25 protein-coding genes are annotated in these 24,311 nt (G+C 65.1%); 17 read left to right on the top strand and 8 right to left on the bottom strand.

The window, feature by feature from the left end; genetic code table 11:
- Both BN3385_RS05100 and BN3385_RS05105 read right to left on the bottom strand, forming a co-directional pair.
- The gene (locus BN3385_RS05100) at window positions 1-921 is read right to left on the bottom strand and encodes an alpha/beta hydrolase family protein (RefSeq protein WP_082690379.1); all 921 of its coding nucleotides are present in this window, start codon (window positions 919-921) and stop codon (window positions 1-3) included.
- Between the two features lie 170 nt (window positions 922-1,091).
- Window positions 1,092-1,748 carry a TetR family transcriptional regulator gene (locus BN3385_RS05105; RefSeq protein WP_059015527.1) on the bottom strand — a complete coding sequence of 219 codons (657 nt, stop codon included), beginning with the start codon at window positions 1,746-1,748 and terminating at the stop codon, window positions 1,092-1,094.
- Between the two features lie 194 nt (window positions 1,749-1,942).
- On the opposite strand from BN3385_RS05105, the gene lpqN reads away from it, so the two are divergent.
- The 3 genes from lpqN (at window position 1,943) to BN3385_RS05120 (ending at window position 5,912) form a co-directional block, all read left to right on the top strand.
- On the top strand, window positions 1,943-2,617 hold the full coding sequence (lpqN, locus tag BN3385_RS05110) for an envelope biogenesis lipoprotein LpqN (protein WP_059015528.1): 675 nt from the start codon (window positions 1,943-1,945) through the stop codon (window positions 2,615-2,617).
- Between the two features lie 55 nt (window positions 2,618-2,672).
- The gene (locus tag BN3385_RS05115; RefSeq protein WP_059015529.1) at window positions 2,673-2,972 is read left to right on the top strand and encodes a hypothetical protein; all 300 of its coding nucleotides are present in this window, start codon (window positions 2,673-2,675) and stop codon (window positions 2,970-2,972) included.
- Window positions 2,973-3,647: 675 nt separating this feature from the next.
- Window positions 3,648-5,912 (top strand): Ig-like domain-containing protein, encoded by a 2,265-nt coding sequence (locus BN3385_RS05120; RefSeq protein WP_197415125.1) that lies wholly within the window; start codon window positions 3,648-3,650, stop codon window positions 5,910-5,912.
- Window positions 5,913-5,945: 33 nt separating this feature from the next.
- Here the strand turns inward: BN3385_RS05120 and BN3385_RS05125 are convergent, their stop codons facing one another.
- Window positions 5,946-6,200: a hypothetical protein gene (locus tag BN3385_RS05125; RefSeq protein ID WP_059015531.1), complete on the bottom strand. Its 255-nt coding sequence runs from the start codon at window positions 6,198-6,200 to the stop codon at window positions 5,946-5,948.
- A 94-nt stretch (window positions 6,201-6,294) separates the two neighbouring features.
- Window positions 6,295-6,960 (bottom strand): VTT domain-containing protein, encoded by a 666-nt coding sequence (locus BN3385_RS05130; RefSeq protein WP_059016412.1) that lies wholly within the window; start codon window positions 6,958-6,960, stop codon window positions 6,295-6,297.
- Window positions 6,961-7,084: 124 nt separating this feature from the next.
- On the opposite strand from BN3385_RS05130, the gene fbaA reads away from it, so the two are divergent.
- The gene (gene fbaA, locus BN3385_RS05135) at window positions 7,085-8,122 is read left to right on the top strand and encodes a class II fructose-bisphosphate aldolase (protein WP_059015532.1); all 1,038 of its coding nucleotides are present in this window, start codon (window positions 7,085-7,087) and stop codon (window positions 8,120-8,122) included.
- Between the two features lie 94 nt (window positions 8,123-8,216).
- Here fbaA and BN3385_RS05140 read toward each other — a convergent pair whose 3' ends face one another.
- Entirely contained in the window at window positions 8,217-8,951 is a 735-nt protein-coding gene (locus BN3385_RS05140) for an Rv0361 family membrane protein (protein WP_059015533.1), read from the bottom strand.
- 92 nt (window positions 8,952-9,043) lie between these two features.
- On the opposite strand from BN3385_RS05140, the gene BN3385_RS05145 reads away from it, so the two are divergent.
- Complete coding sequence (locus BN3385_RS05145; protein WP_059015534.1) at window positions 9,044-9,460, top strand: DUF3151 domain-containing protein; 417 nt, start codon at window positions 9,044-9,046, stop codon at window positions 9,458-9,460.
- A gap of 1 nt (window position 9,461) precedes the next feature.
- Here BN3385_RS05145 and BN3385_RS05150 read toward each other — a convergent pair whose 3' ends face one another.
- Window positions 9,462-10,358, bottom strand: a complete 897-nt coding sequence (locus BN3385_RS05150) for a cation diffusion facilitator family transporter (protein WP_059015535.1) — start codon at window positions 10,356-10,358, stop codon at window positions 9,462-9,464.
- Window positions 10,359-10,535: 177 nt separating this feature from the next.
- On the opposite strand from BN3385_RS05150, the gene BN3385_RS05155 reads away from it, so the two are divergent.
- The 12 genes from BN3385_RS05155 to BN3385_RS05210 all read left to right on the top strand — a co-directional run bounded on the left by BN3385_RS05155 (window position 10,536) and on the right by BN3385_RS05210 (window position 22,590).
- Window positions 10,536-11,555, top strand: coding sequence for a PE-PPE domain-containing protein (locus BN3385_RS05155; protein ID WP_059015536.1), 1,020 nt, complete (start codon window positions 10,536-10,538; stop codon window positions 11,553-11,555).
- A gap of 175 nt (window positions 11,556-11,730) precedes the next feature.
- A complete protein-coding gene (locus tag BN3385_RS05160) occupies window positions 11,731-12,393 on the top strand; it encodes a TetR/AcrR family transcriptional regulator (protein WP_059015537.1) in 663 nt (220 codons plus the stop codon).
- A gap of 117 nt (window positions 12,394-12,510) precedes the next feature.
- Window positions 12,511-13,125 carry a TetR/AcrR family transcriptional regulator gene (locus BN3385_RS05165; protein ID WP_059016414.1) on the top strand — a complete coding sequence of 205 codons (615 nt, stop codon included), beginning with the start codon at window positions 12,511-12,513 and terminating at the stop codon, window positions 13,123-13,125.
- Between the two features lie 100 nt (window positions 13,126-13,225).
- The gene (locus BN3385_RS05170) at window positions 13,226-14,416 is read left to right on the top strand and encodes a lipid-transfer protein (RefSeq protein ID WP_059016416.1); all 1,191 of its coding nucleotides are present in this window, start codon (window positions 13,226-13,228) and stop codon (window positions 14,414-14,416) included.
- Window positions 14,417-14,442: 26 nt separating this feature from the next.
- On the top strand, window positions 14,443-14,883 hold the full coding sequence (locus tag BN3385_RS05175) for a type II toxin-antitoxin system Rv0910 family toxin (RefSeq protein ID WP_059015538.1): 441 nt from the start codon (window positions 14,443-14,445) through the stop codon (window positions 14,881-14,883).
- Between the two features lie 3 nt (window positions 14,884-14,886).
- On the top strand, window positions 14,887-15,747 hold the full coding sequence (locus tag BN3385_RS05180; protein WP_059015539.1) for a MaoC/PaaZ C-terminal domain-containing protein: 861 nt from the start codon (window positions 14,887-14,889) through the stop codon (window positions 15,745-15,747).
- Window positions 15,748-15,760: 13 nt separating this feature from the next.
- The gene (locus BN3385_RS05185) at window positions 15,761-16,630 is read left to right on the top strand and encodes an SDR family oxidoreductase (RefSeq protein WP_059015540.1); all 870 of its coding nucleotides are present in this window, start codon (window positions 15,761-15,763) and stop codon (window positions 16,628-16,630) included.
- Between the two features lie 29 nt (window positions 16,631-16,659).
- A complete protein-coding gene (locus BN3385_RS05190) occupies window positions 16,660-17,916 on the top strand; it encodes an acyl-CoA dehydrogenase family protein (protein ID WP_059015541.1) in 1,257 nt (418 codons plus the stop codon).
- Window positions 17,913-18,737, top strand: coding sequence for an alpha/beta fold hydrolase (locus BN3385_RS05195; RefSeq protein ID WP_059015542.1), 825 nt, complete (start codon window positions 17,913-17,915; stop codon window positions 18,735-18,737). Before BN3385_RS05190 ends, BN3385_RS05195 begins: the two co-directional genes overlap by 4 nt.
- 53 nt (window positions 18,738-18,790) lie before the next feature.
- On the top strand, window positions 18,791-20,344 hold the full coding sequence (locus BN3385_RS05200; RefSeq protein WP_231748693.1) for an AMP-binding protein: 1,554 nt from the start codon (window positions 18,791-18,793) through the stop codon (window positions 20,342-20,344).
- Entirely contained in the window at window positions 20,341-21,744 is a 1,404-nt protein-coding gene (locus BN3385_RS05205; RefSeq protein ID WP_059015544.1) for an aldehyde dehydrogenase family protein, read from the top strand. The genes BN3385_RS05200 and BN3385_RS05205 overlap by 4 nt, the downstream gene beginning before the upstream one ends.
- 27 nt (window positions 21,745-21,771) lie before the next feature.
- The gene (locus BN3385_RS05210; protein WP_059016417.1) at window positions 21,772-22,590 is read left to right on the top strand and encodes an SDR family oxidoreductase; all 819 of its coding nucleotides are present in this window, start codon (window positions 21,772-21,774) and stop codon (window positions 22,588-22,590) included.
- 258 nt (window positions 22,591-22,848) lie between these two features.
- Here BN3385_RS05210 and BN3385_RS05215 read toward each other — a convergent pair whose 3' ends face one another.
- Both BN3385_RS05215 and BN3385_RS05220 read right to left on the bottom strand, forming a co-directional pair.
- Window positions 22,849-23,628, bottom strand: coding sequence for a site-2 protease family protein (locus BN3385_RS05215; RefSeq protein WP_059015545.1), 780 nt, complete (start codon window positions 23,626-23,628; stop codon window positions 22,849-22,851).
- Between the two features lie 36 nt (window positions 23,629-23,664).
- Complete coding sequence (locus tag BN3385_RS05220; protein ID WP_059016420.1) at window positions 23,665-24,273, bottom strand: hypothetical protein; 609 nt, start codon at window positions 24,271-24,273, stop codon at window positions 23,665-23,667.
- Between the last annotated feature and the right edge of the window lie 38 nt (window positions 24,274-24,311).

Below are 24,311 nucleotides of genomic sequence, written 5' to 3' on the forward strand. Positions count from 1 at the left end.
TCAGCCCACGATGGGTGGCACGAGTTCGCAAGGCACCGTGCGCGGGCCACGGGCGGGATCATCGCTGCCGTCGAGCGCGTTGAGCACCATGGTGGCTGCCCGCCGCGAGCCGGCGATGGCCAGATGGTCGCTGAAATCGCGGTTGCACGTGTCCTGGACGACGATGTTGATCACGTCGTCACCGGGGCCGCCGGGTACCTGCCCGCTGGTGAACGGCCGGACGAACTCGTCGTACCGGGTGGAGATGTTGACGTAGCGAATGCCCGGAACATACGGGCCGCCAGCGGAATTGAGCTTCTCGATGAACTCCGAGCCCCGGATCATCTGCTGAGCCGACGCGAAGTGCACCCGATGGGTGGCGTCGAGGGCGACGTGGAATTCCACCGGGCCGACGACCTTGTTGGTGAAGACCTCGGTGCCCTGCCACAGCGGTGCCAGGGATACATAGGTGCCGATGTTGGCCGCACCGCCGAGGAACTTGGCGTAGTAGCCCGGCACGATGGTGCCCTGCGAATGGCCCACCACATCAACCTTGTCCGCGCCGGTGGCGGTGAGAACCTTGTCGACGAACTCGCCGAACTGTGCGGCGGAGTCCTCGATGGGCGCCATTCCGCCTAGTGCGGACAACGGCCACGGTGCCGTGCTCACCGCCCCGAACGTCAGGGTGAACGGTGAGAAGCCCTGTTGCACCAGCAGCGGAACATAAGCGCCCCAGTTGGTTTGGGCGCCGCCAGCCGTGCCGTGCATCAGGACGACAGGGCGGGGATGGGCTGCGGACAGCGGCCGGGTCCACTCGTTGGCGCCCGGCAATGTGCCGCCGGGATGCAGAACCTCCGGCGCGACCCCGGCGAAGAAGTCGTAGTCGACCTTGGTGCCGCCCGCGGTCAGCAGTGAGTCTGCCTCGATACCCGCTGCCCGCATTGCAGCCACCGCGGGTCGCTCGATCTCCTCGCCGGCTTTCACACCGGCAGCCAGCACCCGCTCGCCGAGGTGCAATCCGGTCTCCACCCCGGTGTGGGCGGCTCGGGCGCCGATCTGGAGCGGGAACTTCGCGATATCGGTCAGGATGTGCGCGGCGGTGCTCTCGGCGGTCACGGGTGTGCTCGCGGCTGTGAGTGCTGCGCGACCATCGCCGTGACGAACTCGATGGCATGGTCGCGCGCCTCGGGGACAACGATGCCGCGCAGGATCACCGTCCACACCTGTGCAAGCCGGGCGAAGACGTCGTCGCCGGTGGCCTCCGCGAGCAGCAGTGTGCCCGGGCCGAGCGTCCAGATCGCCTGCGTCACGGCATCGGCGTCGACGTCGGCTTGGAGCGCGCCGTCGGCCACCGCCTTCTCCACGCCGCTGAGCAGGATGCCGCGCTCGGCGGGGTAGCTCGCCGGTCCGGCATCGCTGACGTGGGTCAGCGACTGGCGCAGCATGTTGGCGATACGAATTCGGTTGTCGGTTGCGGTAATGGCGACGACGTCGAAGGTGGCACGAATCAGGTTGTCCAGGGCGGGTGCTTGGGAGGAATCGATGATGGTTTGGAAAGCCGTCCGAATCTCGGCGGCGGCTTCCTCGATGATGGCGGCAGCCAGTGCTTCCTTGGTAGGGAAGTGATAGTAGAAGCCACCCTTGGTCACACCGGCCCGGCTCATGATGTCGGCCAAGCCGGCCTTCCCGTAGCCGACCTCGTCGAACAAGCTGACGGCAGCATCGAGAATGCCCTGACGGGTGGCCTCAGCCCTGGCTTGGATCGCCATCTGAAATATCGACCTCCAATGTGACGCCATTCTAGTTGACGAATACGTCAATAAATCCAGGTGGTAGCGGTTTTCCGCATTATGCCGGTCTTTTCACCGGCAACGACCGGTAAGTCCCGACGGCGAAGTCCGGGTCCCAAATGTGAAGTGCGGCCTATTCTCCCGAATCAAGAGGACCGGAGGGGGAGTGCTCGATGAAAAATATTGCGGCCGTGGCGACGGCGGGTCTGGTGTCGGTGGGCCTGGTGCTGGTCGGTTGTTCTTCGGCCACCAAGACCGAGAAGACGGAAGCGGCCACGACGAGTGTGGTCACGTCGTCGAGTACGGCACCCGCCGCCGGGGCGGCCATGACGATCAACGACTACATCACCGAGAACAAGATCGCCGAGACCCCGTTCAAGCCCAACGATCCGGGGACGCCCGACTTCAACTTCCCCTTCCCGCCGGACTGGAGCCTGGCCGGTGACAAGACGCCGGATTGGGCGTACGGGGCCATTGTCTACGACAAGCCGGTGGATCCCAGCGACCCGCCGATCATGTATGCGATCGCCTCGAAGCTGACCGGAAACGTCGATGCGGCAAAGATTCTCGAGTATGCGCCGAATCAGCTGATGGCTCTGCCGGACTTCACGCCGGTCGGCGAAACGAAGAAGACGTCGCTGGGCGGGTTCGATGCCGTGCAGTCGGCGGGCACCTACTCCCGGGACGGCAAGCAGCGCATCGCGGCACAGAAGACGGTGGTGGTTCCGGGCAAGGACGCCCTGTTCGTGCTGCAGCTCAACGCCGACGCCCTCGATGGGCAGCAAGGCGTCATCATCGACGCCGCCAATCTGATCGACGAGAAGACCACGATCACCCCGCCGGCATGACGGCCGCGTGATCCGACACCTACTCAGCCAAGCTCATCGACGGAGAAGCATCGACATGAACATCCGAATCAAGGCTTCCGGAGTGCTGCTGGCCTCGGTCTGCGCGGCAGGGCTGCTGGCCACGCCGCTCGTGACGGCGCCGCTGGCAAGCGCTGCGTGCGGGGGCGGCCAGGTCTTGGACCCGACGACGGGGGTGTGCTGGTCACAGTCGCAGACGCAGATCTCCGGTACGGGTGGCGTCTGCCTGCCCGGCCGGCTCGGCCTGTGTATGGCCGGCCTTCAAAATTCGCAGATGCCTGGCGCCAACCTGCAACCGATGCCACCGGCCGGGCCCGCACCCGCGTCCTGGCCGTGATCAGGAACTTTGTCCTTGGCGATACGCGCTAGCGGTCCTAGCCGACGCTGATCGGCGCCGCCCAGGGCCCTGTTGCACGGTTCCCGGCGGCAGACCGCCGCGCGCCGCTTGCTTAAGATACAGATCTGAAGGTATGTTTTGAGACGCAGATCACCTCGACCGCGGGACGTGGTCGATATCACGTCCCGTGTCCCTCGTTTCTCAGATCGGACCAGCACAATGACCAAGCCTGCCGACTCCTCCGCCTTTTCTCCGCCGGCTGCTGCAGGACAGCAGGCTGCCGGGAACAACCCGGTCTCGCCGGGACGCAAAGCCGCTCACCTCGGCAAGCGTGCGGTCCAGGTGGGTGGATTCGCGGTTGCGGCCTACGTCGCCACAGCTGTGGCAGCCGGGCACGGAATTGCGACCGCGGACGCTGACGGTGGTGATCCTGCCGGCTCCAGTACCTCGTCGGCGCAGTCTGCCGCGAAGGGAACCTCCGCAGCGAGCGCGGGTCCGCGGGCCACCAAACCTCGATCAACCAAGACGCAGGGAATGGGCCGAGACAGTGACAACCCGTCGGCATCTGCGCAATCCCGCCGGGCGCCCACGGTCTCATCGTCGGCACGTACGCGATCGCTGTCCTCATCGGCGGACGCTGTCACACGTTCGGCCGTCGCTGCTGATGGATTACCCTTGGCGACCAGCCCATCGGCAGCCGCCGCGATGTCCGTCGATGTGGCATCCACACCGGTCACTCTTGGACCAGCCCACCCGTTGGCGCCGGCGCCGCACCAGACTTCTGCGGACTGGTCCGTGCTCGGGTGGATTCGGCGCACGGTGCTCAATCGCGAGCCGAGCATCGACTACGACGTCAGCCTCAACGTTCAGAACATGAGCAGTGGTGTGATCACCGGGAATATCGGCGCACTTGACCCTGAAGGTGACGCGCTGACATACAAGGTCGTATCGAATCCGCGGTCTGGCACCGTTGTCATCGATCAACTGACGGGCGACTTCACCTTCACGCCGAATCAGTCCTTCGCTGCCGCTGGTGGAATCGACTCGTTCAATGTTCGGGTCAGCGACGGGCGAGTGCACCTGGTCTCTCATCTGCTGTTGGGGGACCGCAATAGCACGACTGCTCGAATTGCTGTTTCGGTTGTGCCACTGGGTAACTCCGCAACGCCGCGACCGTTGGAGGCATTTCAGGTCGAGAAGGTAGTCGACTTCGATCTACCCGACGGTGTCACCGTCACGGGAGCGGATCTGAGCCCGGACAGCCAGCATCTCATCGTAGACGTCACCGTCAACGGACAGAACCACATCGCCGTGACCAACCTGGACGGCGGTGACTACCAATGCCTTACCTGCGGTCTGGTCGACAATGCGGCGAAAGCGATTGCCCTGTACGACAACCAGAGAATCTGGTTTGCCAACACCTCCGGTCAACAATCCGCTGGCGATGCATTGGGCGGGGCAGGTGCCATCACCTACTCGATCTTGAAATGCGAGGGATCGATCACCGCCTGCCAGAACCCCACGGTCAAGCCGGTGGTGTTCCCCTCTGAACGGCGGCGGTTGCCTGTCCAGAATCGGGAGGCCAAGCCCGACCCGTTCGGGGAATACGTCACCTGGACCGAGAACACGGTTCGTCGAGGGCCCCGGATGAGCATCGCCAGATTGGTGGCTACCGAAGACGGATATGAACTCACCGAGCAGCGGGTGTTCAGTCCGCAGTGGAACGAAAAGACCGACTATGCACAGGACTTCGCCAACGCCACCCGGTTCTACGAAGGGGCCAGCTGGCATGAGGGTGGGCGATATCTCAAGTATCAGACGACGTCGGACGGGCTGAACTATGACATCTATCTGCTCGACACCCGCACCGGTGAACGGCGCCAGCTCACCACAGACCTCGACTACAACGAATCCGGTGACCTCAGCCCGGACGGCAAGACGGTGTACTTCAGTTCAGCTCGTGGTCTGGATCGGATGGACGTCTTCACCGCTCTGCAGCGACCGTCGTTGATCGATGTCGTCGCCTTCCCGCAGATGGGGCGGGTCAGTCTATGGAATAACCGGCGCTCGCTGAACGAGCCGTGGCTGATGGATCTCAGCGTCGGCCAGCAGCTCGGCGGCTACTCGGGCCAACCGATCATCATCGATCCGGACTGGACAATTCGCGGGTGGAGTTGGTTCCCCGATTCGACCCGTGCGGTGATCAACGAACAACAGCGTCCCGATACCGTGACCCCCGGGGCGCCTGACACGCCATGGCGTGTCAGCATCATCAGCTTTCCCACCAGGGAAGCGACTGAGCCACTGGAACCAATCCATCAGGATCCAGAGGCAATCGCCTCATGGTCGGTTCCGGTCAAGGACTTCAACCCGATGGTCGGTCGCCAAGAGCCGCGGCGGGTCCTGAAGGGCACCTACTCCGGGACCGCCACCCTGCAGTACATCGGCATCTTCGGGTTCGGTACGTACTCGGTGACCTACAAGAACTATTCGGACGACGGGAAGACCTTCATCAACGGCACCGAGAGAGTGAACATCTACAACCCGATGGGCAATGCCGTGTGGAGCGCCAACCTCACCAGCGAGGGCGAGCGTTCCGGCTACCTGAAGGGCTCGATCAAGATCGGCGCCAAAAACGCGTTCTCCGGCAATGTGGAATCACAGATCAACGGCGTGACCTACAGCGGTGTCCCAACTCAGGTTGACGCGCCGACCCTGCATCCGCCTCAACTCGCGGTATCCCTGGCCGGGGACAAGATTCGCGTCACGGCCACCGTCGCGGAGGATGGCATGCCCAGACCGGTCTACGGCGCCACGGTGACCATTGGCTCCGTCACCGTGACCACCGATGACCAAGGCTTTGCCCAGATCCCCTTTGTCGCAGGTGACACCGTCACGGCCAGCGCGGGTGGCTTCCAGCCGACGAGCCAGCAGTTGTGATCTATCGACGCCGGCCCTGCATGCGCGCCGGGTTTAGCCGTTGCTCGACGGCGCCTTGTCCTGCGGCGTCGCCACCATGAGCGGCCCGGTCTCCGAGCCGTCCATCGCCGCCTTGTACGAACCCTGGGTGCCGTCGGAGTCGATGGCCGCGCCGTCGTGACCGCTGTCACCGTCCTGAATCGTCAGCGTGGTGGTGGGGCTGCCGGCGAATGCGACTGCGGTGCCACCGAACAGCGTGGCCAGGCCGATCCCGGCTGCTACGGCAGTTGCCTTGACGAGAAGCTTCATGGAACCTGTGTCCTTTCGTACAGATTCCGAAAAGGTAGACGCGGTCCCTGGCAGAACTGCTTGACGTTTCCTGGGAGCTCGCTGGAGGGGGCGGCTACGGCTCGGTGACCGGTCCCGTCGTGTCGGTTGCCGAGCCCGCTGCCTTGCGGCGTCGGTACCACTCCCACACCATCGGCGCGATCGAGACGACCGCGATCAGGATGAAGATCGGCTCGATCAATTTCTGGATGATCTCGAACTGGCCCAGGCCGTACCCGAGCAATGTCAGGCCGACACCCCACAAGAGGGCGCCGATGATGTTGTAGAGCGTGAATACTGCGTACTTCATCTTGGCCGCGCCCGCTGTGATGGGGGCCAGGGTGCGGACGATCGGGACGAAACGGGCGAGGACGATCGCGAACGGCCCGCGCTCCTCGAAGAACAGGTGAGCCTCGTCGAGGTAGCGCTGTTTGAGGACCCGCGCGTTCGGCTTGAACATCGCGGTGCCGAGAAAGCGGCCGATGAAATAGCCGACCTGGCCGCCGAGAATGGCGGCGATCGGGATGAACACCAGCAGCTGCCACAGCTGAAAGTTGGCGTCTATGGCAGCGCCGCGCGCGGCGGTTCCGGCGGCGAGCATGCCCGCCACGAAGAGCAGGGTGTCACCCGGCAGCACCGGGAACAGCACGCCGGACTCGACGAAGACGACGACCAGGATGCCGACCAGGGCCCAGGTGCCGAACTGCTCGATCAGCTTGATCGGGTCGAGAAAGTCGGGCATGAGCGCCAGGGTGGTGATGGTCACGACGCCCAAGGGTACCGGTGGCGGTCGAGCGCCCTGTGCCAGTCGACCGGCTTCTTGTCATACTGACTCCGTTGCGCCGACCATGCCGAGAGGAAGTCCCATGCCCATCGCCACCCCCGAGGTCTACGCGGAGATGCTGGCTCGCGCCAAGGAGCATTCCTTCGCGTTCCCGGCGATCAACTGTGTCGGCTCGGAGAGCATCAACGCCGCCATCAAGGGCTTCGCCGACGCCGGTAGCGACGGCATCATCCAGTTCTCGACCGGAGGCGCGGAGTTCGGCTCCGGCCTCGGCGTGAAGGACATGGTCACCGGCGCGGTGGCGCTCGCGGAGTTCGCCCATGTGATCGCGGCGAAGTACCCGATCACCGTTGCCCTGCACACCGACCACTGCCCCAAGGACAAGCTGGACACCTACGTCCGCCCGCTGCTGGCCATCTCGGCCGAGCGGGTGGCCAAGGGCCAGGATCCGCTGTTCCAGTCGCACATGTGGGACGGCTCGGCGGTGCCGATCGGGGAGAACCTTTCGATCGCCCAGGAACTGCTCAAGCAGGCAGCCGCCGCCAAGATCATCCTCGAGGTCGAGATCGGCGTGGTCGGCGGTGAAGAGGACGGCGTCGAAGCCGAGATCAACGAGAAGCTGTACACCAGCTCCGAGGATTTCGAGGCCACCATCGAGGCGCTCGGCGCCGGCGAGCACGGCAAGTACCTGCTGGCCGCCACGTTCGGCAACGTCCACGGTGTGTACAAGCCGGGCAACGTGGTGCTCAAGCCCGAGGTCCTGGCCGAGGGCCAGCGGGTCGCGTCGGCCAAGCTGGGTCTGCCGGAGGGCTCCAAGCCGTTCGACTTCGTCTTCCACGGCGGTTCGGGCTCGCTGAAGTCTGAGATCGAGGACTCGCTGAAGTACGGCGTGGTGAAGATGAACGTCGACACCGACACCCAGTACGCCTTCACCCGGCCGATCGCCGGGCACATGTTCAGCAACTACGACGGTGTGCTCAAGATCGACGGCGAGGTCGGCAACAAGAAGACCTACGACCCGCGCAGCTACCTCAAGAAGGCTGAGGCCAGCATGTCTGAGCGCGTGGTCGAGGCCTGCAACGACCTGCACAGCGCCGGCCGGAGTGTCTCCGCCGGCTGAACGAAGTGAAGCCGGCAATCGGACACCCGCCGGCTGAACGAAGTGATTCGGCGCGTTGGACGTCGCTGTGCGACGTCCAACGCGCCGAAATCGCTCAGGACGCCTGGCAGATCTTCCATTGGTTGTCGCGGAACTGCAGGTCGAAGCTGCGGGTCGACCTCGTCGCGGGGTCGAAGGCCATGAACGAGGTGACGTTGGCTTCGGCGTGATCGCCGTTGACGACGACCTCGTCGATGCTGGCCACCACCGGGTACTGCCGGGCGGCGGCCACTCGGGCGTGGGTGTCGGCCCAGGCCCGGTCGTCGTAGTTGACGTAGCTGGCCCGGGTGGTGCCGCAGGTGATCGTGCGCAGTGTCGCCAGATCGCCACTCTGCACGGCGGTGTCGAAGTCCTGAATCGTGGTGCGGACCAGTTCTTCCTGCGACACCTTCGGGGTCTTACTGCGGGTCAGCAGGACGACGGCCACGATGATCACCGCCGCCAGCACCGCGATGCCGGCGATCACCGCGACCACCAGACCCCAGCTGCGCCGCCGCGTCTGCGGTACCCGCGGCAGGATCTCCTGGGGACCGGTGCGGACGGTCGGCTCGGTGACTCCGAACACCTCGGTGGGCGTCGAGATGATCTCGGTCTCCGGGTCAGGCGGCGGGCGGTCGATGATCTGCGTCGAGCCGGCATCGAAACCCGGTGCGGTGTAACGACGTTCGGGCTCAGGCTCGGCCGCCTCGATCACCTCGGTGGCGCCGTCGGCGTCGCCGGACGGCTGATCGCCGTTGTCTTCGACGATCGGTTCGTCGGCGTCGTGGTCGGGCCCGGACGGGTTCGACATGGCGTGCTGCGATCCTCCTCGAGAGCTGGTGCTACTGACCCTATCGGTTGGGTTGTGCCACCGGGCCGCGGCGGCACCGGCACAATGGCCACATGACGTCATTTGGGGATCTGCTCGGACCCGCGCCCACCCTGCTGCCCGGTGACATCGAGGCCGAGGCCGAACTGGAGGCCGGGGAAAAGCCGGCCATCGTGGCGGCGGCCCACCCGTCGGCTTCGGTCGCCTGGGCGTGCCTGGCCGAGGATGCGCTGGCCGACGACAAGGCCATCACCGCCTATGCCTACGCCCGAACCGGGTATCACCGCGGACTGGATCAGCTGCGCCGCAACGGATGGAAGGGTTTCGGCCCCGTCCCCTACCAGCACGAACCCAACCAGGGGTTCCTGCGCTGCGTGGCTGCCCTGGCCCGAGCCGCCGACACCATCGGCGAGACCGACGAATACGCCCGCTGCCTGGATCTGCTCGACGACTGCGATCCGTCGGCCCGCGCCGAACTCGGGCTGTCCTGAGCTACCAGTCGGTCTGACCGGGGCAGTCGTCGGCGCAGCCGGGCGGCTCGACCTGGACCGTGGCGTGCTCAAGGCCGCGTGCGGCTAGCACCGCCCTGGCATCGTCGAGCACCCGAGCAGAGTTTCCGTCGCTGGTCAGGTGGGCGGTGACCATGTCCTTGCCGGGCACCAGCGTCCACACATGCAGGTCGTGCACCTCGGTGACCCCGTCGACCGCGGCCAGCGCGGAGCGCAGTTCGTCGACGTCGATGTGGCGCGGTGATGATTCCGACAGGATTCGCAGCGCCGCCCGGGCCAGTGCGATCGCCCGGGGCAGGACCCAGAGGGCGACGAAGACCGCGACCACGACGTCGGCGTAGGGCCAGCTGGTGGTGACCGTGACGATGCCGGCGATGAGCACGCCGATGCTGCCGACTGTGTCGGCGACGACCTCCATGTAGGCGCCTTTGACGGCCAGGCTTTCCTCGGACTGCGACCGCAGTAGCAGGACCACGGCCAGGTTGGCGACCAGTCCCGCGACCGCGACCACGATCATCGGCACGCCGGGGATCTCGGGTGCGTTGCCGAGGCGCTCGAACGCCTCGTAGAGGATGAACACCGCGACGCCGATCAGCAGGACCGCGTTGGCGACCGCGGTGAACACCTCGGCCCGGTGCCAGCCGTAGGTGCGGGCAGCCGAGGCGGGTCCGTGCCGGGCCAGCAGTACGGCGGTCAGACCCATGAACATCGCCACCAGGTCGGTCAGCATGTGCCCGGCGTCGGCGAGCAGGGCGATCGACCCGATCATGAGTGCCGTCGTCAGTTCGACGATGAAGAACACCGTCAGGATCGCGGCCGCGATGAGCATGCGGCTCACCCGGGTGTCTCCACCGTGGCTGTGGTCGTGTCCGGCTCCCATGCCGAGCAATATATGCAGAAGATCGCATATGTCGCAAGTGGCGGCCCGCGGCATCGGGGAGGGCGCGTGGTGTGACGGGGGACAGCCTTGACCGCTGACAGTGACCGGCATTACAGTTAAGAAACAAACATTCAGAACGGTTTGTAACTACGAATGACAGGAAGCAATGTGGCGACGATGCCGATGCTCAGCCGTCCCGCCCACGTGGCCATGACCAACTCTGCGATCCGAGCTGCGGTACTGGGCACCGCCGTGTCGATGGCACTTGTCGGCGCCCCAGCGGCCGCCGCGGCCGGAGAATCGCCCGCCTCTGTCGTCCCGGAGGTGTTGGTGGTCGGGGGGTCGGGTAACAGCCTGCCCTCTGAGGCGATGATGCACGTGCTCTACGAGCAGGGGATCTTCAACGATCCCGATCCGACCGGCGTCCGGTATCCGGCGCAACTGTGGCCGATCCAGGGGAAGCTCACCCTCGACGAATCAGTGGCAGTCGGCGTCGCCAACCTCGATGCGGCTCTGCAGGCATCCGACGGGCCGGTGACCGTCGTTGCCCTCAGCCAGGGTGCGGTCGTGGTGAACTACGAAAAGCGCGCGCTGATGGCGCAGCCGAACCCGCCGTCTGACATCTCGTTCGTCACGATCGGTGACCCGACCAATAGCGACGGCGGGCTGTTGGCCAAGCTGCCGCACGTGCACATCCCGATCCTGGACGCCACCATTCCGCGGGCTCCCATCGAAACACCCTATGACACAACTGAAATCGTGCATGAGTACGACGGCTTCGCAGATTTCCCGGACAACCCGTTCAACCTGCTCGCCGATCTGAACGCGCTCGCGGGAGTGGTTTACGAGCATCCCAACAAAAGTGGAGTCGATCTGAGCGATCCGCGCAATGTGGTGACGGTCAGCACGAACTCTCTGGGCGGGACGACCACCCACATCCTGGTACCTACCGATGAGCTCCCGTTGACGCGGCCGCTGCGTGCGCTCGGTGTCCCCGACAAAGTCGTCGACCGACTAGACCGGCCATTGCGCAAGATCATCAACACCGCGTACGAGGGGGAGCGCCCCGGGCGGAGCGCAACACGCGCGACGTCGGGCACCGCTGAGTCGAGCGCGTCGCGCGCAGATTCCGATGCTGCAGGCTCGAGAAGTGCGGTTGCGAAGCCGAAGGCACGCAGTGCGCGGGCCGGTCGTTGACGACGTAGCCGAACCGACCGGTCGGGGGCGCCGGCGGATTGTGCAGTCACCACCGTTCGTTTCGCAGGCCGGGCCACATAACCGGCAGCTGGATCGTGTGCCTGCATGTCGTGGGACTTCTTCGACGCCGGGCGGTGTGCAGCCGGTACGCTGTCCGGTGAACAAGGGTTGTCGCATGGGTAAAGGTGCTGCCGGGACGGTGACGAGCGTGGACCGCGCGAGTGGGCGGCGTACCCAGGCTGAGCGCACTGCCGCAATGCGGACCCGCCTGCTCAATGCCACGATCGAATGTCTTGTCACCTATGGCTACGCGGGCACGACGACCCCTCGGATCGCCGAGATTGCGGGGGTGACCCGCGGTGCGCAGGTCCATCATTTCCGGTCCAAGGAAGATCTCGTGGTGGCCGCCGTCGAATTCCTGGCACAGCAGCGAATCCACAAGGCGATGCGCCAGGAAGCCGGAATCTGGACGCAGGCTGACCCGGTTGCCGGTGTGCTCGAGTTCCTCTGGGACTCGCACCAGGGCGAGATGTTCGTTGCCACCATCGAGCTATGGGTTGCCGCTCGCACCGACGACGTCCTCGCGCGTGAGGTTGCCCGGGTCGAGCCGATGGTCAACAGCACGTTGATCACGGCGATTGCGCAATTGCTGCCTGACCATGCGGCTCGTAAACACGTGCGCAACGTGCTGTACACGGCGATGGATGCGTTGCGGGGAGTCCTGGTGGTCAGTTTCGTCGACCGGGACGCAAATCAGGCGCGTAAACGATGGGACCGCGCGTGCGTGTATTTGTCCGCGATGCTCGCGGAAGCGTTGGCGGCCAACGACTCTGACTGAGACGGTCCCGTCGATCTCGGCGGGCGGCATCCTGATCTGGTCATTAACATACAGTCCGGAACGCATGTGACGAACGCCTGAGTACCGGGATTGGAGGGCGCGGTGGCAGAGGCCGACATGCCCACTGGGAGACGGACGCAACTTGAACGTACCGCGGCGATGCGCTCTCGCCTGCTCTCCGCGACGGTGGAATGCCTTGTCGCCTATGGCTATGCCGGAACGACGACGCACCGCATCGCGGCAATCGCCGGCGTCACCCGTGGCGCCCAGGTGCACCACTTCAGATCCAAGGAACTGCTGGTGGCGACTGCGGTCGAGCATCTCGCCGAACAGCGGATTCAGGCCGTCATGCGCCAGCATTGCCGCCAACGTGACAATCCGGACATCGCGGACGCCGTGCTGAGCCTGTTGTGGGAATGTCACCAGGGCACGATGTTCGTTGCAACGATGGAACTTTGGGCAGCGTCATGGACAGACGACGTCTTGGCCAAGCACATCGCAAAGGTGGAGCCAAGAGTCAACCGCACGATCCTCAAAGCGGTCTCCCAAATGGTGCCGGGACACCGGGAGACACGCGATGTGCGCAATGCCATCTACACCGCGATGGATGCCCTGCGCGGAATCCTGGTGGCCAGCTTGGTCGACCGGGATGAGGTTCGTGCACGTCAGCGGTGGAACCGAGCAGCTGCGTACCTCGGGCCGCAGTTGGCCCGAGCCCTTCTCCAGGACTGATCGATCCGGGTCGGCGCTAGGGTATTGCAAAGATACGTTCCGGTCGGTATGTTTTGTCTACCGCGTCGCGATGACGGCGATGCTGGACGAAGGAGATATGATGACGAACAGAGTGTTCGTGATCGGCGTGGGCATGACGAAGTTCGAAAAGCCTGGCCGCCGTGAGGGTTGGGACTATCCCGATATGGCCCGCGAGTCCGGCACCAAGGCTCTCGAGGATGCCGGCATCGAGTACAACCAGATCGACCAGGCATTCGTGGGCTATGTCTACGGGGAGTCGACCTCCGGGCAGCGCGCTGTCTACGAGTTGGGTATGACCGGGATCCCCGTGGTCAACGTCAACAACAACTGCTCGACCGGTTCAACGGCTCTCTACCTTGCCGCACAGGCCATTCGGGGTGGGCTTGCCGAATGCACCCTGGCTCTGGGTTTCGAGAAGATGCAACCGGGTTCGCTCGGGTCGACGTTCGACGACCGCGCCCAGCCGATGGAGAAGCACTTCCTGGCACTGGCCGAGATCTCTGAGGTGCTCTTCCCGCCCGCGCCGTGGATGTTCGGTGCGGCGGGCCGTGAGCACATGAAGGAATACGGTTCCACCGCAGAGCATTTCGCCAAGATTGGCTACAAGAACCACCGTCACTCGGTGAACAACCCGTACGCGCAGTTCCAGGATGAGTACAGCCTCGAGGACATCCTCGCGGCGCCGATGATTTACGACCCATTGACGAAACTGCAGTGCTCGCCGACCTCGGACGGGTCAGGGGCGGCGATCCTGGCCTCCGAGGCGTTCGTTGAACTGCACGGCTTGGCCGACCAGGCCGTGGAGATCGTGGGGCAGTCGATGACAACGGATTTCGCCAACAGCTTCGACGGCACGTGCAAGGCGCTGATCGGCTATCACATGAATGTCGAAGCAGCTCGCCGGGTGTATGACGAATCCGGCTTGGGGCCAGAGGACTTCCAGGTCATCGAACTGCACGACTGCTTCAGCGCCAACGAACTGTTGCTCTACGAAGCTCTCGGTCTGTGCGGTGAGGGCGAGGCCCCCAAGCTCATCGACGCCGGTGACACCACGTACGGCGGCCGCTGGGTGGTAAACCCGTCCGGAGGGCTGATCAGTAAAGGACACCCCCTGGGCGCCACCGGACTGGCCCAGTGTGCGGAACTGACCTGGCAACTGCGCGGTACCGCCGACAAGCGCCAGGTCTCCGGCGTGACGGCCGCCCTCCAGCACAACATCGGACTCGGCGGCGCCGCCGTCGTGACCGCCTACCAGCGCGCCGAGCGCTGAATCCCACCGACGAATAGGAGCACACCATGGGACACATCGAAGCCACCCGCGACCTGACCGCCAGCCCGGAAGCGCTGTGGGCCATCATCTCTGACCCACAGACCTGGGACCAGTGGTTCACGGTGCACGACAAGTGGCTCGACGAGCCGCCGGCCACGTTGACCTCTGGCGTCAGGCTCACCGCCAAGATCGTCATGCTCAATATGGCCAACAAGATCGAATGGACGGTCCGCTCCGTCGACGCACCCCGTGCGCTGGCGCTCGGGGGCACTGGGATGGCGGGGGTGAAGGCCGACTTCGCGTTCACGATCGAGCCCACCGACACCGGCTCTCGATTCACGGTGAGCGGCGACTTCGAGGGCGCTCTGGTCAAGGGCGCACTGGCCAAGGCTGTCGAAAAGGACGGAGCCCGCCAGCTCGACAAGACGCTGGCCAAGCTCGACGAGCTTGCGTCGGCCGCGGTCTGAGCCATGACAGACGACCTTGCCTTCGACGACGACGGGCTGGACCGCTGGACCGATGACGACCACTTCGAGGTCACCCGGGAGCGGATAGCCCAATACGCCGAAGCCACCAACGATCCGATCCCGGCGCATCGCGCAGGTGAGATCGCCCCACCGGTCTTCGCGATCGTCCCGGTCTTCGAAGCCATGATGATGCCGACGGTCGATGTCCTGCCGGTCGAACTGGTACCCCGGGTGGTACACGGCGAACAGGACTTCTTCTTCCACCGCCCCATTCGGCCCGGTGACACCCTGGTGTCGCGCGGAAAGATGATCGGCTACGAGGGACTGGAGAACGGCACCAGGGCAGCGATTCTGCTCGAATGCCGCACTGACACTGGCGAACTGGTCAACGAGCAGTACGTGACGTGCTTTGTTCGCGGATTCGACGCGGGAAAGAAGATCGGCCAACTCAGCCCAACGCACAAGTTCGACGAAAGACTGCGTGAGCAGGCGCCGCTGGCCAAGGTGGCTCAGCACATCGACACCGATCAGACGTTCCGGTATGCCCCGGCCTCGGGGGATCCGATGCCGATTCATCTGGATGAAGAAGTCGCCAAGGACGCTGGGTTGCCAGGCATCATCGCGCATGGCCTGTGCACCATGGCCTTCACCTCGTGGGCACTGCTCACCGAGGTCGCCGGATCCGACGTCACGCGACTGAAGAGATTCGCCGTGCGCTTTTCCAAGATGGTGCTCCCCGGAGACGACCTGGAGACCCGGATCTGGCGCAAGGAGTCCAAGGACGGCGTCACCGCCTACGCATTCGAGACCGCCCGTGGCGACGACTTCGTGATCACCGACGGCCTCGCCGAAATAGCTGACTGAAAGCAGGAGAGACATGGGAATTCTGGAAGGACGGGTCGCCGTCATCACCGGTGCCGGCCGGGGCATCGGACGCGAGCACGCGCTGCTGTTCGCCAAAGAGGGAGCGGCGATCGTCGTGAACGATCTCGGCGGCAGCAACACCGGTGACGGCAGCGATTCGGGACCGGCGCACGAGGTCGCCGCCGAGATCGTCGCCGCCGGTGGGCGCGCCGTGGCCAACACCGCCAACATCTCCGAATGGAGCGGGGCGCAGGCGGTGATCGAGCAGGCGGTCGATGAGTTCGGCCAGCTCGACATCCTGGTGAACAATGCCGGCATCCTGCGGGACGCCTTCATCGCCGGCATGGCGGAGTCCCAGTGGGACGCAGTGATCGGCGTGCACCTCAAGGGCCACTTCGCGATGTTGCACCACGCTGCGGAGTACTGGAAGAACCAATCCAAGGCGGGCCAGCAGCCCAACGCGGCTGTCATCAACACCGCCTCCGGATCGGGTCTCACCATTCCCAATGCGGGTCAGGCCAACTATGGCGCGGCCAAGGCCGGGATTGCGGCGCTCACCCTGATCGCCGCCGAGGAACTGGAGCGCTACGGCGTCCGGGTCAATGCAATCGCACCGATCGCACGTACCCGGCTGACGCTGGCCACTCCGGGAATGGGTGAACTGATGGCTGAGCCTGAAGAGGGCGAGCTGGATCTGTTCGCTCCGGCCAACATCTCACCTCTGGTCGCCTACCTGGCCAACGAGAAGTGTCCGGTCACCGGTCGGGTGTATGCGGTCCAGGGCGGGGCGATCTCGCTGCTCGGTGGCTGGCACGACGTGACCACTATCGAGACCGACACGGTCTGGGACATCGACGACATCGCCGCGCGACTGCCGGCCTGACCACCCCCGACGACGAGGAAGTACTACCGATGATCGAATGGTCCGACACCGACATCATCATGCGCGACACCGTTCGCGACTTCATTGCCAAGGAGATTCGACCGCATCTCGACGACTTGGAAAGCGGTGCGATCTCGCCCTACCCGTTCGCGCGGAAGCTGTTCAGTGAGTTCGGACTTGACGCGATGGCCGCTGAGGCAGTCAAGTCGATGTTGGACCGTGAGCGGACCCGGGCCGACTCGGGCGAGGCCAAGGGCGAGTCTCGGGGCGGTGGTGGTCTCGGTGACATCGGTGCGCAGGCGTCGATGGCCGCTGTCCTTGTCACCGAATTGGCCGCAGTCAGTATCGGATTGCTCTCGACCATCGGGGTGAGCCTTGGACTCGGTGCTTCGACGATCATGTCCCGCGGCACGCTGGCGCAGAAAGAACGCTGGCTGCCCGAACTGATGACGATGGAGAAGATCGCGGCCTGGGCCATCACCGAGCCGGACGCTGGCTCTGATGCTTTCGGTGGGATGAAGACCTATGTCCGACGCGATGGTTCGGACTACATCCTGAACGGCCAGAAGACCTTCATCACGAATGGACCCGACGCCGACGTCATCGTGGTGTACGCGAAGCTGGACGAAGGCCCCGATTCCGGGATCGACAAGCGCGATCGGCCGGTGCTCACCTTCGTGCTCGACTCCGGGATGCCGGGCCTGAGTCAAGGTCGGCCCTTCAAGAAGATGGGCATGATGTCCTCGCCCACCGGCGAGCTGTTCTTCGACAATGTCCGGATAACCCCTGACCGGCTACTCGGCGAGACCGAACAGCACGGGGGCGGTGACGGACGGGAAAGCGCCAGGGCGAACTTCGCCGGCGAGCGGATCGGCATTGCGCTGATGTCCTTGGGCATCATCAACGAATGCCATCGGCTCAGCGTCGAGTACGCCAAGACGCGAACGCTGTGGGGCAAGAACATCGGTCAATTCCAGCTGATTCAGCTGAAGCTGGCGCAGATGGAGGTCGCCCGCATCAACGTCCAGAACATGGTGTTCCAGACTCTGGAGTCGGTGAGCCGCGGTCGGATGCCGTCGCTGGCCGAAGCCTCTGCGATCAAACTCTATTCGTCACAGGCCGCCACTGAGGTCGCGATGGAGGCGGTGCAGCTCTTCGGTGGCAACGGCTACATGGCCGAGTACCACGTCGAACGCCTTGCCCGCGATGCCAAGTCGTTGATGATCTACGCCGGTAGCAACGAGGTCCAGATCACCCACATTGCCAAGGGACTGCTCTCGGCATGATCCACAGCGGCACGGGGTGCTACGACGGTGTACGAACCCGGGTCCTGTCGGTCGACGGTGGTGGACCACCGATCGTCCTGCTGCACGGCTATGCGGACTGCGCTGACACCTGGCGGGCAGTGTTGTCCAGGCTTGAGGCGGCCGGTCGGTGCGCGAGTGCCGTTGACCTGCCGGGGTTCGGGTGGGCAGACGGCCGGCGGGCAGGACCACTGCTCCCGCAGTTCGACGCCTTTCTCGACGCACTGCTCGAGGAACGCGGACCTGCAGTGCTTGTTGGCAACTCCCTGGGCGCCGCCACCGCCGTCCGGGCGGCTGACCGCAATCCCGATGCGGTGCGCGCCGTTCTGGCACTCAACGACCCGCTCAATGCCCGCCATCTGCCGGCCAAACTGGCCCGCGGCAGGCGGCTTCCGCCCGAGGTCTGGCGGACCGCTGCGATGCTGCCGATCCCGTCTGGTGTCGTGCGGTGGGCGACCAGCAAGGCCGTTCGGCATGTTCTTTACGGTCCGGACGTAGCCGCCGACCCCGCTGTTGTCGCGCGGTGGCGTCGCACGATCGGCGGCCGCGAGGCGCTGGCGACCTTGGGCCGCTACGCATTCGAATACGCCTACGAGACCGCCGACGGTCATCGCGGCCTACGCGTCGGCTGCCCCGCCGTCGTCGCGCACGGTGCCAAGGACCGCATCATCCCGGTCGAGGCGAGCCGGACATTGCACAAGCAGATTCCCGGTAGTTCCCTGGTAGTGCTGCCCCGATCCGGGCACTGCCCCCAATTGGATGACCCCGCGGCGGTCGTCGAGCTCATCATGGATCTGCCGTGACCACGCATCCGGTGAATCTGCTGCGCGCTGTGGGCGTGTTGCAGCGCAGCGGAATGATCGATCTCGCCAATCCCGCACAACTGCTGAGTGCTTCCCGGGCGCTGCGCCGTTACGGCTCGTTCGGTGGGCTCCTGGCCTATACGGCGCAACGCTACGGCGATGCGCCAGCCCTGACCGACGATCACGGGACTTTGACATTCCGGGAACTCGACCAGACGTCGAATGCGGTGGCACGCGCCATGATGTCCTCCGAGTTCGAGAGTGCCACGTCTGTCGGCCTGCTCAACCGCGGGCACCGGGGACTGATGGTCGCGCTGGCTGCCGCCGGTAAGGCCGGACTACGAACGGTCCTGCTGAATGTCGGATTCGCCGGACCCCAACTACACGACGTGTGCGTACGGGAACGGATCGGGCTCGTCCTGGCCGACGACGAGTTCACCCACCTGTTTGTCGACCTGCCCGCCGATGTGCGCGCGATGATCAACTGGGCCGAAGGGCCGTCAGACCATCCCCTGCTCGACGACCTCGCCATCGGTCAGTCCGTCGACCCGCTACCCGCCCCGCAGCGGCCCGGTGGACTGGTACTGCTCACCAGCGGGACTACGGGTACACCCAAAGGAGCGCCTCGCGACCGGATCAACCCGCTGCAATCCGCGCAGCTTCTCGACCGCGTCCCATGGCCGGTGAGAAGTTGCTATGTGATCGCCGCGCCGTTGTTCCACGCCACCGGCTTGGCCACCGCCACAGTCGGATTGGCGTTGGGCAATCATCTGGTGTTGAGCAGGAAGTTCGATCCGCTCAGTGTTGTGACCGCGATGGCCGAACACCGTGCCGGTGCCGTCGTTCTGGTGCCCACCATGCTGAGCCGGATCCTGGACCTCGGACCCGAGATCATCGGCCGGCTCGATCTCTCCTCGCTACGGGTGGTTTTCGTCGCAGGATCGGCGCTCTCACCCCAGTTGTGCCGGCGAGCGATGGACACCCTCGGTGACGTGCTGTACAACCTGTACGGCTCGACCGAGGTCGCCACCGCCGCCGTCGCCACGCCCTCGGAGCTTCGTATCGCGCCCGGAACGGTGGGTCGTCCGCCGGTTGGCTGCCGGATAGCCGCCTACGATTCCGACGACCACATCATCACCCGTCCCGGTGAGACGGGAACGCTGTATGTGTCCAGTGGACTGAGCTTTTCGGGCTACACCGATGGCGGAAGTAAACGGACGCTCGATGGCATGCTCTGCTCCGGTGACACGGGCCATTTCGACGAGTTGGGTCTGTGGTACGTCGACGGACGCGAGGACGACATGATCGTCTCCGGCGGCGAGAATGTGTATCCGATCGAGGTCGAGAATCTGCTCTGCGAGCATCCGGCTATCACGGAGGCCGCCGTTGTGGGTGTTCCTGATCCAGATTTCGGTCAGCGTCTGTGCGCCTTCGTCGTGGTTGGGGCCAAAGTCGCCGATCTGAATGCCGACGACGTCAAGGACTATGTACGAAGTCGACTGGCCCGCCACAAGATTCCGCGCGATGTCGTCTTCCTCGACGCGCTTCCGCGTAACGAGACGGGTAAGGTTCTCAAGAAGGCCCTGCTGATGGGTGCGGCCGAGTGACGACTGCTACCGATCAGGCGTGCGGAGTCGTCACGCGCCTGCGTGCCGAGCAATCCGCATGGGCGGCCCTACCTGTCCGCGATCGGGTGAAGTGGCTACACACGTATCGGGACTGGTTGTGGGACAACCAGTCCCGCATCGAAGAGCTGTTGATGAGGGAGACGGGTAAGCCTGCCACCGAGGCAGGTATGGAACTTCCCTATGTCATCGAGGCGATCAACTATCACGGCAGGCGGGCGCCACGTCTGGTTGGCGATCGTCGGCCGCGTCGCCATGGCTTGCTGGCGATCACGAAGCGCCAGTTGATCGTTCAGCATCCATATCCGGTGGTCGGCGTGATCACACCGTGGAATTTTCCGGTGGGACTGTCCTTGCTGGATACCATTCCGGCTCTGCTTGCCGGGTGCGCAGTCGTGGTCAAGCCTTCGGAGCTGACACCCCTGGCCGTGTCGGAGGCGATTGCGGGATGGACGGAGATCGGCGCCCCTGCGGTCCTGGCAGTGTTGACCGGTGACGGTGCGCTCGGCGCCGCAGTCGTTGACCATGTCGATTTCGTTCAGTTCACCGGCTCGGTAGAGACCGGCCGGGTGATCGGGCAGGCCGCGGCTGCACGGTTGATTCCCTGTGCGCTCGAGTTGGGTGGTAACGACGCCATGATCGTGCTTGCAGACGCCGATATAGAGCGGGCTGCCAACGCTGCCGTGTGGGGGGCGATGGCCAACTGCGGGCAGATGTGTGTCTCGGTGGAGCGCCTCTACGTCGAGTCAGCCGTCTACGGGCAGTTCGTCTCAGCGGTGACGTCCAGGGCTGAAGCCTTGCGTCGCGGAACCGATATCGGCGGCCTCACGAGCGCAACCCAGCGCGAGGTGGTGCGCCGGCACGTCGAGGACGCCCTGGCCCGCGGTGCCACCGCTATGACCGGCGGACGAGACGGCGATGGTCCGACGGTGCTCGTCGATGTCGACCACGACATGCTGTGTATGGCCGAGGAGACGTTCGGGCCTGTGCTCCCGGTGCGGTGCGTCGCCGATGAACACGAAGCGGTCCGACTGGCCAACGAATCCCGCTACGGGCTGTCCGCCGTCGTCTTCAGCGGAGATCGACGGCGGGCCGAGCGGCTTGCCCGCCAGCTCGACGTGGGCGCAGTCAGCATCAACGACGTATTCGGAAACCTGTTCACCCTGGCACTTCCCCAAGGCGGCTGGAAGGAGTCCGGTCTGGGCGTTCGCGGCGGAAGCGATGCGGTGGCGAAGTTCTGCCGCCCGCAAGCGATCGTCTCGGCCCGGGTGACGCCTCGCCGCGAACTCACCTGGTACCCGTACACCCCGGTGCGGCGGGCGCTGCTTCGCCGCATCTCTCGTCTGCTCGGCGCCCGCGGACTGCGGCGTCGGCTCGGATAGCCAAGGAGCGCAGCACAGGTGATGAAGATGAACCTCACGAACCGGGTCGTGGCGATCACCGGCGGCGCGCGCGGGATCGGTGCGGCGACCGCTGCGGCGTTCCGGCGCGCGGGTGCGCGGGTGGCCATCGGCGACGTGGACGTCGATCTGGCATCGCGCACTGCCGATGAACTGGGCTGCTGGTGGGGCGAGCTCGACGTGACCGATCGGGCCAGCTTCGCCGGATTCCTGGATTCGGTGACCGACGCTCTGGGCTCGATCGACGTTCTCGTCAACAACGCCGGCATCATGCCGGTCACCCCGCTGGTCGAGGAGTCGGCAGAGTCGATCGAACGTCAGATCGCGATCAACGTCGCCGGCGTGGTCTACGGAACGCAGCTGGCTGTGGAGCGGATGCGTCGTCGGGGCGGTGGAAGCGTGGTCAACGTCGCCTCGGCAGCCGGGCTGATGGGTTTTGGCGGTGTGGCCACCTATAGCGGCACCAAATTTGCGGTCAGGGGCTTCACCCAAGCTGCGGCTCTGGAACTGAAATCTTCGGGGGTCCGGTTCACCACCGTCTATCCGGGAATGGTGCAGACCGAACTGGCGGCCGGCCTGTCGGATCATGCGTTGATGCGTTCATGTCCCCCTGGCGTAGTGGCTGAAGCGATTGTCGATGGTGTTCGCCGGGGCAGGCGCTCGGTCTACGTACCGCGCCGCTTGGGGGCCGTTTCGCTCGCCAACGGGTTGCTACCTGAGGCGGCACGCACCCGGATGATGACGATCCTGGGCGCGGACCGACAGATGTTGGCCGGTGAGCCCTCGGCGCGCGCAACCTATGAACGGCGAGTCGGTCCGAAAGACTAGGGCTCACAGTCGGCGCCCCTGAAAGGTTCTTCTCAAACAGCGGAATAGTCTGAAAACTCTTCTGCACGCGGCGGATTGGTCCGATCCGCGTTAATGACGACCCCGAAAATAAGGGACTCAAGTCCCTTTCCTTCACCCATACTTAAAGTTATGTTCGTATATGCCTACCGGGGTATGAAGACCGGGGTGGGGCGGCAACGAAAGAGGGGGTCGTTGCGGCCACGACCACCCCGGTCTTCTTTTTTGTTGCGAGGCTGTCTACATCCAGGCCGACCAGAACCGGGTGAGCTGAGCTCCAATCGCAGCAAGGCCACCCGGCACGCCGGACAGGTCGAAGACGCCGTAGACCATCGAGAAGAACCAGCGGTTCGGGCCGGGTGCCAGTAGCACCACCAGCAGGATGAGGAACCCGAACTGCTTGGCCGGCGCCACCGCACGCTGGGTCTCGGGGCTCAGGTGCGGTTCCAGCGCGCCGTACCCGTCTAGGCCCGGGATCGGCAGGATGTTCAGCAACAGCGCGGTGATCTGCAGAAAGCCCAGGAACGCCACGGCCGACCAGAACACCCCGTGATCCGGGTCGTAGAACAGTCGGGTGGCGGCCAGCAGCAGCACGCCGAGCACCAGGTTGGCGAATGGGCCGGCCAGGCTGACGAGCGTGCGTTGCCGAGGCGTCATGAACCCGGTCCGCACGTACACCGCCCCGCCCGGCAGGCCGATCCCACCCAGGGCGATGAACAGCAGGGGCAGACCCAGCGACAGCAGGGGACTGGAGTACTTCAGCGGGTTGAGCGTCAGATAGCCGCGAACGGCCACGTCGTGGTCACCGAATCGCCAGGCGGTGTAGGCGTGCCCGAACTCATGCAGGCACAGCGAGACCACCCAGCCGGCGATAACGAAGATGAACACTCCGACGTAGGCCATCGGCCGCACGGTTGCTGCCGCCAGCCAGGCCAGCACGCCGCCGAGGACCGTGATGGCGAGAATGACCAGGAAAATCGGGCTCGGACGCACCGACTGGTGCAGCGGGCGCACACTCACGACACGAAGCTACTCCGCTGGCGGGGGCCGCGGCGCTTACCGGACCCGCAGCCACCCGGTGATGTGCCGGTAGAACGCCGCCCTCCTGACCTCCCGCGGCGCGCTCACCCCGTCGCGCACCATGCGGGCGCCGGTGGTGCCGAGCTGAACGGCGCGCCCGCTCACCCAGCGGCGCGGCCGCATCCGGCCGGACAGCACCGCCGCCCGCAGGCCGGGCATCGACTCGGTCGGCTCGATCCGGACGCCGGTCACCGGACCGTCGAAAAGAACCTCGTCATCGACCACCGCCTCGCCGTACAGCACGGACTCCGCGCCGGGTGGAAGCCAGAATGCCGACCCGACCAGCACGGTGCCGGACTCGTCGCGGATCAATGGAACCCGTTGCGCCGCAGCGGTAAGTGCCCTGCGAGCACCGTGCCACCCCGAGAGGTGGGCTACCTCCACGTCGAGGCGCTCAATGCGCAGCAGGCGGGTCAGAACCGCCGCCAGATCGGCGTCATCGCCCAGCACGACCACCCGTCGGGCACCGTCGACCGCCGCGTCGATACCGGCCGAGTCGCCCCCTTCATGGCCGCGCAAACCGGCCAGTGCCCGCGGTATCCGGTGGCCCCGAAACCGCAACACGGCGATATCGGTGTTGGTCAACGACACTCCTTGCCCTGCGCTCCGATAGGGTGGGTCAC

Source organism: Mycobacterium sp. M26, assembly GCF_001494595.1.
Classification (GTDB): Bacteria; Actinomycetota; Actinomycetes; order Mycobacteriales; family Mycobacteriaceae; genus Mycobacterium.